Origin of the sequence: Saccharibacillus sp. WB 17 (assembly GCF_008634075.2) — a bacterium.
GTDB classification, from domain to species: Bacteria; Bacillota; Bacilli; order Paenibacillales; family Paenibacillaceae; genus Saccharibacillus; species Saccharibacillus brassicae.
Window position 1 is genome coordinate 84,666 of the sequence record NZ_VPFK02000027.1, and the last position, 12,402, is coordinate 97,067.

The following is a 12,402-nucleotide window of genomic DNA, read 5'->3' on the forward strand; positions in this document are numbered from 1 at the left end:
GTTTGGGCATTCGCGCGGCCGACGCCGCATCGATCCGTGGCATGTTTGGCCGAAGTCCGGGCCGGAGCAGCGCGTCCGTCTCCCGTTGTCGATCCTGTTCCCTGACCATTATGAACACTTTTTGTCCGTTTTGCGTCCGATTTTCAAATTTTGTTTTGTAATATTGCCTTGAAAAGCGTACAATGTATGTGATAAAAGTCGCAGTATCGATGCGGACGGGATAAATCGAAAATAGGGCGAGTTCTCTCCGTTTTTGTGTAACTTTTCACATGAGGCTCCAACCTTTATAACAAGGTTATCCCATAAATGACTATGAATCGAAAAGGGGTAAGGAAAACAATGAACAGCATTCCCAAAATCGTAATCCTGGGCGCAGGGTACGCCGGCATTCTCGCCGCTCAAAACCTGCAAAAAAAGCTCAAAAACAACGAAGCCGACGTTACTCTGGTTAACCGTCACGACTACCACTACTTCACGACGGAACTGCACATGCCGGCAGCCGGTACGCAGCCGGACGAGAAGACGTACGAGAAGATCTCGAACCTTGTGGACGAATTCAAAATCGACCTGGTCAAATCGAACGTTACGGCGATCAAGCTGGACGAGCGTCAAGTCGTATTGGAAGACGGCGTTCTGTCCTACGATCACCTGATCATCGCTCTTGGCGGCGATCCGGAAACATTCGGCATCCCGGGCATGAAAGAGCACGCGTTCTCGATCCGCAGCATCAACTCCGTGCGCGCGATCCGCGACCATATCGAGACGCAGTTCAAGGAATTCAAAAAAGACGGCGACGAGACTCGCCTGAACTTCGTAGTCGGCGGCGCCGGCTTCACGGGTATCGAATTCGTCGGCGAACTGGCCAACCGTCTGCCGGAACTTGCCAAGCAGCACGGCGTTGACCCTTCCAAAGTCGGCCTGTACAACGTGGAAGCCGCTCCTTCGGCTCTGCCGGGCTTCGATCCGGAGCTGGTCACGTACGCGATGGACACGCTGACCAAAAAAGGCGTAACGTTCCGTATCGGCGTGCCGGTCAAAGGCTGCGACGAAAACGGCGTAACCGTCGGTGAAGGCGAACGCATCGAAGCCAAAACGGTCGTGTGGACCGGCGGTATCCGCGGCAACCACCTGATCGAAGACGCAGGTCTTGAAGCAATGCGCGGACGCGTCAAAGTCGACGAGTACCTCAGAGCTCCGGGCCACGACAACGTGTACGTCATCGGCGACGGTTCCCTCATGATCGGACCGGAAGGCCGTCCTTACCCGCCGACCGCCCAAATCGCGATGCAGCAGGGCGAGCGTCTCGCGAAGAACCTGATCGCGACGATCCGCGGCCAGCAGACCGAGAAATTCGTATTCAGCAACAAAGGTACCGTCGCGTCGCTCGGCAAAGGCGAAGCCGTTGCCGTCGTAGCCGGCAAGAAAATCAAAGGCTGGCCGGCAGCCCAACTGAAAAAAGTGGTCGATGCCCGCTACCTGTTCGTGATCGGCGGCATGGGTCTCGTCCTCAAAAAAGGACGCTTCCTGTAAGCCGGCCCTGAACGAAAAAAAGCGTAGGAGAAACGTCAACGTTTCCGACGACGTATCTCCCGGCCTTCGAAAAGGCCGTCTCCGCCCGTGCAAACGGGTGCGGGGACGGTCTTTTTTTGCGTGGACGGCGGGTTTTCGTTACCGGACCGGGCCTTGTGGCCGCGCCCACCAAAAAAGCGCCCCGGAGTCGCCGGCGTTGCCGCCGCCCACTCCAAAACGCTTCCCTGGCCCTGCTTTGTCCGCCGAAAGTTACACTTTCAACATCTCGACCGCTTTTTCCCAATCGAGCAAATTGCCGACGTAGAACGCGCCGAATTCCCCGTAGCGCGCGCTCACTTCGTCGAAACGCATTTCGTAGATCAGCTTCTTGAACTGCAGCGCGTCGTCCGAGAACAGCGTGACGCCCCATTCCCAATCGTCGAAGCCGACGGAGCCGCTGATGATCTGCTTCACTTTGCCGGCGTAGCTGCGTCCGATCAGGCCGTGGCTGCGCATCATCGCTTTGCGGTCGTCCATCGACAGCATGTACCAGTTATCGGCCAACTCGCGCTTTTTGTTCATCGGGTAGAAGCAGATATGTGCCGATTTCGGCAGTTCCGGCTTCAGGCGCGCGATGATTTGCGGATTTTGCATCGGATCTTCGCCTTCTTTGCCCAGGTAGTTGCTGAGCTCGACGACGCTGACGTACGAATATTCCTTGACCGTGAATTTGGCAAAATCGGTCTTGTTGAACGCCGTTTCCAGCTTGTTCAGGTCTTCCAGCGTTTCGCGCAGGTACATGAACACGAAATCGGCTTTTTGTCCGACGATCGAGTAGACGGCCGTGCTGCCTGCCCCGTCCTGGGCGGTCACCTGGAATTCCTTCATGAATTCTTCGAGGTCTTCGATCGCCCCGGCGCGTTCTTCGTGGTCCGCCGCTTTCCACAGCGTCCAGTCGATAGAACGGAAATCGTGCAGACAGTACCAACCCTCAAGCGTCAGCGTAGCTTCATTCATGAATCGATCACTCCCAAATCAGATTGTATGGTGGGGATTTTCACAAGAGTTTCCGTCAAAATCCGTAGGATAAACATAAGGTCGTCGGGTTACAAAAAAACGGTAAAGCTTCGTGCGGCCTGCCCGGGCGCTTTTTCCGGCGGCTCCCAATTTCCATTGTAGCGCACCGACGAACGCAAGAGCAATTCGCGGCGCGAAAAAGCCCGGGTTTTTGCGGGGAAGCTGTCGTGCGCAAAAAAACAAGCATTCCGAAGCGCGGACGCTTACGGTCGTGCGGACGGTTGCTCCTGCCGGAATTTTGGTGCCTTTCCGCTCTTTCATGCCGCAGGAATTGTGTTAAAATAGAGGGGCTCCAACGAACCTGTCCACAACCAAGGGCGCGTTCCGCGGAGCAACTCTATTTTTACGCGCCATTTGCAAGGACAAGAGGGGGACATCCGCCGATGCGCATGAAGAGCCTGCTGCACTATACGGAACATCACCGTTATTATACGTATCGCGATTTCAGTCTCAGCAGCCGGGACGAACGCATGCTGAACCTGGTCTATCAGCCGATGGTCGGCACGTCGGCTATCGCGCTGTACCGGCTGATCGCCCAGCACCTGCCGGCCGAGCAGACCGGATATTCCAAGCCCGAACAGCAGCGCAACCTGTTTCTGACGCTCGGCGTCGAACCGAACGACCGGGGGCGCACGCTGATGGTCGAGAACGCTTCGAAGCTCGAAGCGGTCGGTCTGCTGCAGACCCATCGGCTGTATTTGCCGGAACAGGACCAATACATGTACGAATACGAGCTGCAGCAGCCGCTGCCGCCGTCCGATTTTTTTGCGACCCAGCATCTGACGCTGCTGCTGCGCGACAAGATCGGCAAGTTCGCCGTATTGGCGCTGCAGGAACGTTTCTGGCAGGGGGAGCCGGAAGAGTTCGGCGAAGTCGGGCAGGCGGCGAAAGAAAACATTTCGCAGCCGTTTTACGAAATCTTCGAACTGAACACGCACGTGATCGACTACGAGCTGGAACAGGCGCTGTCCGAAGCGTCGCCGGCCCGCCGCCAGAGCAAGAACATGCCGGCCGAAGAGCCGCTGTTCGATTACTCCGACGTGATCCTGCATTTTCCGCGCGGCGCCCGCAACCGCAAGTTCGTCGAAGCGCTGCGGCATAACCGCGAACAGATGGGCATGATCAATCACGTCGCCCGCAAGTTCGACCTGAACGTCGAAGACGTGGTGCGGCTGCTGGACGAGGAAGGCATTTTCTCAAGCGACGGGGAGCTGATGCTCGACAATCTCCAGAATCGGGCCAATCTCACGTTCCGCCAGACCGCCAAGCGCACCGAAGAACGGCAGGTCCGGGCCGCCCGCGCCGTGCGTCCCGAAGAGCCGGCCGCCGAAGAGATGCCGGTCGAACATGCCGTGGAGATGGAATATTATCTGGAAGTGCCTTCGCAGTTCCAGTCCAAATGCGATATTCACCAGTACAACATGCTGCTGCGCAACGAGCCGTATACCGGCCTGCTGCGCAATTTTTTCCCCGGGACCGTCCCGGGACCGTGGCTCGACATGTTCAGCAAGATCGACCTCAGCTACAAGCTGCCGGGCGAAGTGATCAACGTGCTGATCCATTACCTCGTGACGCTGCTCGGCAAAGACGGCGACCAGCGCATCAGCCGCAACTTCGTCGATTCGATCGCTTCGAACATGCTGCTGCGGCAGATCGACACGTACGAAAAAGCCGTCCGCTATATCCGCGACCAGGCCAATCCCAAACGCCAGGCCCCTGCCCAAAGCGGCAGCCGCGCCCGCGTCCAGGGCAAAGCCGCCCGCGGCAAACCGGAACTTCCGATCGTCCAGAACTCCCCGGTCCAGACCGCCGTCAGCGACGAAGAATTCGCCGAATACGTGCGCATGGCCGAAGAGATGAAAGCCAATAAAATCAAGCCCCGACCTTAAATCGGCGCTGCCCCTGCCCGCGGAGAACAGCCGGTAAATCCCGGCGCCTTCTCCGCCCGTCGGGAACAGCCGGCGAATGCCCGGCGCCTTCTCCGCCCGTCGGGAACAGCCGGCAAATGCCCGGCGCCTTCCCGACCCGCGAGAACAGCCGGCACCGCCCGGCGCATTCGAGCCCTTAATCTTTTACGTTTTTAATCTTTTACACCCATACCCAGCGGAGCGATGTCGAGGGATGGCGACTTTTGGCTTTCCCCGGCCCGAGAATCTTCGATTCGAAGGAGGGAAAACAACCGGAGCCATCCCCGACATCGCGGAGCGCCACCATGAGAGGAGGACAAACATGGACTCGATCGGCAACGTGCTCAAGCAGCTCGGAGGTTCCCGCATTCACCAGCGAACCGAAGACCTCAAAGCCAAAATATTGAACGAGCCCGACGTGCGCCAGCTTCGGCTGCGGCATCCCGAACTGACCGAGCAGGAATTGATCCGCAACATGAGCCGCCTGTACGAGTACATGAAGGAGAAGCGGCACTGCGCCGAATGCCCGGGTCTCGACAAGTGTCCGAACGATTTTCAGGGCCATTACACGAAGCTCAGCGTCGACGAGGTGGGCGGCCAGCTGCGCATTCGTGACCACAAGACGCCGTGCAATCTGCAGCTCGCCCATGAGCGGGACAAGCTGATCAGCAGCCGGATCCGCAGCTTTTACGTGGATGAACGGGCTCTGATCGAAGGCTACGACGAAGTGGAGATCATGCTCAAAGACCCCGCGCGTTCGCCGGCCGTCAATCGCATCTTCCGCTACATCAACGAGACGAAAGCCGCCGGCCTTCCGACCAAAGGGCTGTATCTGGAAGGGCCGTTCGGTACGGGCAAGACGTTCCTGATGTGTTATCTGCTGCACGAGCTGGCGAAGGAAGGCCATTCCGGCGTCATCGTGTACATGCCCGACTTCGTCGAAGACGTCAAATCGATGATTCAGGACGGAGACAGACTGCGCGATACGGTGGAGATGATGAAAGAAACCGATCTGCTGATCTTCGACGACATCGGAGCGGAAAATATGGGGCCGTGGGTACGCGATCACGTGCTCGGTTCGATCCTCAACCACCGCATGAACCGCAAACCGACTTTTTACACGTCCAATTATTCGCTGTCCGCGCTTGAGAAACATCTCAGTTTCACGAACAAGGACGGAGAAGAAGCGTACAAAGGCGAGCGGTTGATGAACCGGGTGTCACCGTTCGTGGAAGTCGTGCGCGTTCTCGGCGAGAACCAGCGCGGTTGAACCCGAACGGCTCGGGCCTAAGCCTCTTCATCCAATCTTCACTTACTAAAGGTAAGATATTTATAATTTATTACAAATATTTGTTTCAGTATGGCCGATTCCGTGTTATAATTGACATGTAGACAACCGCAAGTTATCTTTAACTATGCGATTACGGTGCGGGCATTCGCGCGTATCCCAGATAAATTTAGCAGCATATAAGGAGGAATTTTCCGTGGCTATTGTAAATGTATCCGACCAAACATTCGGAACGGAAGTTGAAGCGGGCGAAGGTACCGTTCTTGTCGATTTTTGGGCACCTTGGTGCGGCCCTTGTAAAATGCTCGCTCCGATCCTGGACGAGCTCGACGGCGAAGTTGGCGCAAACGTCAAAATCGCCAAAGTGAACGTGGACGAAAACCCGGAAACGGCTTCCCGTTTCGGCGTGATGAGTATCCCGACGATGATCTTCTTCAAGGACGGACAACCGGTCGACAAACTGATCGGCGTAAACTCCAAAGAAGCCCTCAAAGGCGTATTGTCCAAACACGAATAATTTTGTTTTCGCCCCGCGGACGTTTTACCGAAACGAATACGGGCGCAGACACGACGACCTCCGGCGCATGCCGGGGGTTTTTCGTTTGTTCTTTTTCAAAAGCAGGATCGGTGAGAGCGGATGTTCGTCTTTTGGTGTATACCGGCCCTTTTTTGGCGTATAATAAAAAGGGTAATGCATCGAGAGAAACTTATCGCATGGCAAGCATGCAGGGAGGTCGAATGTAGAGTGGAGCCACACCTTGAGACGATTCAGGAACAGGAGAAAGCCCTCGCGCATATCCGGGACAAGCTTGCGCTGCTTCCGGAACTGCCGGGCTGCTACCTGATGAAAAATAGAGAAGGCACGATCATCTACGTCGGCAAAGCCAAAATTTTGCGCAACCGGGTACGGTCGTATTTTACGGGCAGCCATGAAGGCAAAACGCAGCGGCTGGTCGTCGATATCCGGGATTTTGAATACATCGTCACGTCGAGCAATATGGAAGCGCTCATTCTGGAGTGCAATCTGATCAAGCTGCATCAGCCGCGCTATAACGTGCTGCTCAAGGACGACAAGACGTTTCCGTACATCAAAATTACGAACGAGCGCCATCCGAAGCTGGAAGTGACGCGCCGCGTGCTGAAGGACAAGGCACGCTATTTCGGCCCGTATCCGAACGCCTACGCCGCCCAGCAGACGAAGAAGCTGCTCGACCGGATGTATCCGCTGCGCAAATGCGGCGTTATGCCGAAGGAAGTGTGCCTGTACTACCATATGGGCCAATGTCTGGCGCCGTGCGTCAAAGATATTCAAAAAGAAGATTACGACGGTATCCGCGACGAGATCGCCCGTTTCCTCGGCGGCAGCCACGAAGAGATCAAAAAAGAGCTGCGCCGCAAAATGGAAGAAGCCGCCGAAGACCTGTATTTCGAGCGGGCCACAGAACTGCGCGACCAGATCCAGAACATCGAAGCGGTCATGGAAAAGCAGAAGATCAACGCCACGGACAAAAAAGACCGCGACGTATTCGGCTATTCCGTCGACAAAGGCTGGATGTGCGTGCAGATTTTGTACATCCGCCAGGGCAAGATGATCGAGCGGCACGCGTCCAGCTTTCCGTTCTACGGCGAAGCGTACGCCGATTTCCTGTCTTACGTGACGCAGTATTACAGCGACAACCCGGCGCTGCCGCAGGAGATTCTTCTGCCGGCGAACGAGGATGAAGGCGGCGCGGAAGCCGCCGCCGGCGAAGCCCGTCCGGCCGCGGCGGCCTCGCGTGCCGACATCATGGCGGCGAACGATGCCGCCGATGCGGACGGAGACGACGAAGACGGCGTCTCGTCGGACGACTCGGCCGCAGGCGATGCGGACGAAGCTGCTGCGGCGGCGCAGGCGGAAGCGGCCGCCGGCGAAGCGCTGCCGCAGGTCGCGGAAGCGAAGGCGGAGTATACCGCCGCCGCTTCCGCCCCGGGCGCCGAAGCTTCGGCGCACGCACTGCCGGACGACGCGCAGAGTCCGGCGGGGCTCGGCGACGTCAACGGGTCGGCGGCGCTTCAGCAGTGGCTGGGCGTGAAGACGCTTGTGCCCAAGCGCGGGTCCAAGCGCAAGATGGTCGAGATGGCTTGCGAGAACGCGCGTGTCTCGCTGGAAGAGAAGTTCCGCCTGATCGAGCGGCACGAGGAGCGTACGAGCGGTGCGGCCGACCGGCTGGGCCATGCGCTCGGCTTCGACACGCTGTACCGCGTCGAGGCGTTCGATAACTCGAATATCCAGGGCACCAATCCGGTGTCGGCGATGGTCGTGTTCCTCGACGGCAAGCCGGCGAAGCAGGAATACCGCAAATACAAAGTCCGCACCGTCAAAGGGGCGGACGATTACGCGACGATGCGCGAAGTGATCCGCCGCCGCTACGAACGCGTGCTCAAAGAAAATTTGCCGATGCCCGATCTCGTTCTCGTCGACGGCGGCAAAGGCCAAATCTCTGTCGCGATCGACGTGCTGGAGAACGAACTGGGACTGAGCATTCCGGTGGCGGGTCTGGTCAAGGACGCCAAGCACCGGACCGCGCAGCTTATGAGCGGCGATCCGCCGCAGGTCGTGCCGCTTGCGCGCGACAGCGAAGAGTTTTACCTGCTCCAGCGCATTCAGGACGAAGTTCACCGCTTCGCGATCTCGTTCCACCGCGAACAGCGGGCCAAATCGATGGTGACGTCGAAGCTCGATTCGATTCCCGGCATCGGCGACAAGCGCCGGCAGCTGCTGCTGAAGCATTTCGGTTCGCTCAAGAAGATCCGCGAAGCGTCGGTCGAAGATTTCCGCCCGCTGTCGATCGGCGACAAGCTGGCGCGCCAGATTCTCGACGCGCTCAAGGACGGGCCGACCCCGAACCCGAACGACTGAATACGGCGCCGGATCAGGCTTTGATCCCGCTGCCTTTACTTTTGCGCGCGGGCTCGATATAATGATCAGTAATTGTATAGGATTTACCCGGAGGAGCCTGCCAACAGCGGGCTCTTTTTGCGTTTTTTTAGCAATTTTTTAAGGAAAAGAGACAAAAATGACAAAACGGAGGGGTTACCACGTGGAAATGGACAGGCAGCAGGAAAGTATATTGGTATGTGTGCATTACGGGCCGCACGGGCAGCGCCTCATTCAGCGGGGGAGCCGGCTGGCGAAGCTGCTGAACGCGCCGCTTCGGGTACTGACCGTCGCTCCGGCGAAGCGCGAAGAATACAATCCCGAGAAAGAACGTTACGTCGCGGGCTGGCGTAGGCAGACGGAAGAAAACGGCGGCGAATTTCTCGTGCGCGCCTGCGGCGCAGGGCTCAAAACGCCGGACGTGATCGCGGCCGCGGCCAAAGAACTCGGCGTGACCCAGATCGTGATCGGGCATGCGAGCCAATCGTTCTGGCACGAGATCACGCATGGCGATTTCGTCGACGAACTGCTGGAGCGGATCGGCGCGGTCGATCTGCATATCGTCGCCGTGCAGCGCTATCCCGAACAGCTTGAAGACACGCACGAACAGGGCTTTGCCGCTTACCTCGTTCCCCAGAGAGGGCGCTATACGCTCAGCAGGGAAGCTTCCGGAGAAGATGCGATCAAGGGCGTCTTTTTCCGCGAGCTGGATACCGACTTCGACAGCGGCTTGTTCAAGATCGTGAAGGACGGACAAGCCGAATACGTAAAAATCGTGCAGGGAGAATGGATCAAATCCCGATCCTGAACCACTGCCATTTCGAAAGGAGGAACGCTTACACGTGCTGCATGCCGCCGTTTTACTGCCTTTTCTATGGGCCGCTCTTATTCCGCTGATGAAAAGGCTGCCCCGCGTTCATCCGGGTTGGGCCGTACTGCCCGTTCCCGTCGCTGTGTTCGCTTTGTTCATTGTTCTGCTGCCGCGGGTTCGCAGCGGAGAAGTCCTCGCCGCGACCCTTCCGTGGATGCCGGGTCTCGGCATCGACCTGTCGCTTGTGCTCGACGGCTGGAGCCTGCTGTTCGTGCTGCTCATTACGGGCATCGGCGCGCTCGTCGTCTGGTATTCGATCTTCTACATGAGCAGAGGCATGGAGTCGCTGCGAAACTTCTATCTGTATCTGCTCATGTTCATGGGTTCCATGCTCGGCGTCGTGCTGTCGGACAACCTGATGGTGCTGTATGCCTTCTGGGAACTGACCAGCGTCGCTTCCTTCCTGCTGATCGCCTTCTGGTACCGGCGCGAGCGTTCCCGGTACGGCGCGCTGAAGTCGATGCTCATTACGGTGTTCGGCGGGCTGGCGATGTTCGCCGGGTTCAACCTGCTGTACGTCATGACCGGTTCGTACAGCATTCGGGAGATCGCGGCGCAGGCCGCGGGATTGACCGGGCATTCGCTGTTTCTGCCGGCAATGATTCTGGTGCTGCTGGGCGCCTTCACGAAGTCGGCCCAGTTCCCGTTCCATATCTGGCTGCCGGACGCGATGGAAGCGCCGACGCCGGTCAGCGCCTATCTGCACTCGGCTACGATGGTGAAAGCGGGCCTGTACCTGGTTGCCCGTATGAGTCCGGTCTTCGCCGGCGGATCCGAATGGTTCTGGATCGTGTCGCTGACCGGCCTGATTACTTTGGGCTACGGTTCGTTCAAGGCGATCCGGCAGACCGATCTCAAAGCGCTGCTCGCCTATTCGACGATCAGCCAGCTCGGGCTGATCATGTGCCTGCTCGGCGTCGGTTCGGCGTCCGCCTTTTTCCCCGGAACCGAGCAGGCCGTCTTCTTCAGCCTCGCTACTACGGCCGCGGTGTTCCATCTGATCAACCACGCGGTGTTCAAAGGTTCGCTGTTCATGGTCGTCGGCATCGTCGACCATGAAGCGAATACGCGCGATCTGCGCAATCTGGGCGGATTGATGCGGCTGATGCCGATCACGTTCACGATCGCCCTGATCGGCGCGTTCTCGATGGCCGGCCTGCCGCCGTTCAGCGGCTTCCTGAGCAAGGAAATGTTCTTCACGGCGATGGTGAACCTTCGCGATTTCGAGGCGGCGGGAGCGGGCAGCTGGATGATTGGGTTCGCGGTGCTGGCGTGGATCGCCAGCGTATTCACGTTCGTCTACAGCCTGATCCTCGTCTTCAAGACGTTCGGAGGCAAATTGCAGCTCGACAAGCTGGACAACAAGCCGCACGAAGCTTCGGCCGGTCTGCTGGCCGCGCCGGTGCTGCTGGTCTCGCTTGCGCTTGTCTTCGCGATCGTGCCGAACGGCCTTGCGGCGTCGCTGATCGATCCGGCCGTCGCAGCCGTGAACGGCGGCGCGCTGACGGCGCAGCAGGCCCATGTCCCGATCCACTTCTGGCACGGCTGGACGCCGGAACTGTTCATGACGCTCGGCGTCGTGGGACTTGGCCTCATTCTGTACCGGACCTATACCCGCCTGCGGATCATGGACCGCGAACGGAGCGGCCGCGAAGGATTGAACCGGCTGTATAACGGCGGCCTGAACCTGCTGGAGAGCGGCGGGCGCCGGGTGACCGATCTGTACATGACCGGCTCGGTCCGGCATTACCTGATCTATATTTTGCTGTTCCTCGTCGCCGCGGTCGGCGGCACGCTGCTGTTCTCGCCGAATATCCGCTTCGGCATGGATCGGTATGCGCCGATCACGTTCTACGAGGTCGGACTGGTCCTCGTGATGGTCGGTTCGGCGGCGGCGGTGCCGTTTGCCCGCTCGCGGGTGAACGCGATCCTGTTCACCGGCTCGGCCGGGTACATGGTCACGGCGCTGTTCCTGATCTTCCGCGCGCCCGATCTGGCGCTGACGCAGATGATCGTGGAGACGGTATCCGTCATCTTGTTCCTGCTCTGCTTCAAATATTTGCCCAAGCTCAAATCGGTCAAAACGGAAAAGCTTACGTTCAAATGGCTGAACCTGATCGTGGCGGCCGCGGTCGGCGCGACGATGACCCTGATCGCCCTGGCGGCGATGGGCAGCAGCCCGTTCGTACCGATCTCGGAGTATTTCCTGAACGGGAGTTACGAGCTTGCCGGCGGCAAAAACGTCGTCAACGTTATCCTCGTCGACTTCCGGGGCTTCGATACGCTGTTCGAGATCATGGTGCTCGGCATCGCTTCGCTCGGCATTTACGGCATGATCAAGCTGGGCGCCCGGACGAAGCCCGAAGCCGGGAACGCACAGCAGGCGGCCGCAAACCCAAAAGGCTTCCCGCTCGTCAGCAACGACGTGATCCTGCGCACGATGTCGCGGGTGATCATCCTGATCATCATCACGTTCTCGCTCTATCTGTTCTTCGCGGGGCACAACAACCCCGGCGGCGGATTTATCGCCGCCTTGATGACCGCTTCCGCGCTGATCCTGCTTGCGGTATCGTTCGGCATGGATACGGTGCGCCGCGTCCTTCCGGTCAATTACCGGCTCATGACCGCGATCGGACTGTCCGTCGCGATTCTGACCGCTTCCGGTTCGTTCCTGTTCGGCGCTCCGTTCCTGAGCCATGCGTTCGGCCATTTCGACCTGCCGATTCTGGGCGATACCGAACTTGCGACCGCCGTCCTGTTCGATCTGGGCGTGTATCTGGCCGTCGTCGGCGTCGTCATGACTATCATTTTCAGCATAAAGGGGGAAGATTGA

The 12,402-nt window shown here is 58.5% G+C and carries 8 protein-coding genes; 7 read left to right on the forward strand and 1 reads right to left on the reverse strand.

Annotated features, from left to right (window positions below):
* Positions 1–339 precede the first annotated feature (339 nt).
* Positions 340–1,530 carry an NAD(P)/FAD-dependent oxidoreductase gene (locus tag FTE24_RS15200; protein ID WP_141447073.1) on the forward strand — a complete coding sequence of 397 codons (1,191 nt, stop codon included), beginning with the start codon at positions 340–342 and terminating at the stop codon, positions 1,528–1,530.
* 249 nt (positions 1,531–1,779) lie between these two features.
* Here the strand turns inward: FTE24_RS15200 and hemQ are convergent, their stop codons facing one another.
* A complete protein-coding gene (gene hemQ, locus FTE24_RS15205) occupies positions 1,780–2,526 on the reverse strand; it encodes a hydrogen peroxide-dependent heme synthase (protein ID WP_141447071.1) in 747 nt (248 codons plus the stop codon).
* A gap of 443 nt (positions 2,527–2,969) precedes the next feature.
* On the opposite strand from hemQ, the gene FTE24_RS15210 reads away from it, so the two are divergent.
* From FTE24_RS15210 to FTE24_RS15235, 6 genes are all read left to right on the forward strand, one after another.
* A complete protein-coding gene (locus tag FTE24_RS15210; protein WP_150232764.1) occupies positions 2,970–4,475 on the forward strand; it encodes a DnaD domain protein in 1,506 nt (501 codons plus the stop codon).
* 340 nt (positions 4,476–4,815) lie between these two features.
* Entirely contained in the window at positions 4,816–5,763 is a 948-nt protein-coding gene (gene dnaI, locus FTE24_RS15215; protein WP_150232766.1) for a primosomal protein DnaI, read from the forward strand.
* A 214-nt stretch (positions 5,764–5,977) separates the two neighbouring features.
* Positions 5,978–6,298, forward strand: coding sequence for a thioredoxin (trxA, locus tag FTE24_RS15220; RefSeq protein WP_037291158.1), 321 nt, complete (start codon positions 5,978–5,980; stop codon positions 6,296–6,298).
* A gap of 228 nt (positions 6,299–6,526) precedes the next feature.
* Positions 6,527–8,680 carry an excinuclease ABC subunit UvrC gene (gene uvrC, locus FTE24_RS15225; RefSeq protein WP_150232768.1) on the forward strand — a complete coding sequence of 718 codons (2,154 nt, stop codon included), beginning with the start codon at positions 6,527–6,529 and terminating at the stop codon, positions 8,678–8,680.
* Positions 8,681–8,837: 157 nt separating this feature from the next.
* Positions 8,838–9,506: a universal stress protein gene (locus tag FTE24_RS15230; RefSeq protein ID WP_202111876.1), complete on the forward strand. Its 669-nt coding sequence runs from the start codon at positions 8,838–8,840 to the stop codon at positions 9,504–9,506.
* A gap of 34 nt (positions 9,507–9,540) precedes the next feature.
* Entirely contained in the window at positions 9,541–12,402 is a 2,862-nt protein-coding gene (locus FTE24_RS15235) for a Na+/H+ antiporter subunit A (RefSeq protein WP_150232770.1), read from the forward strand.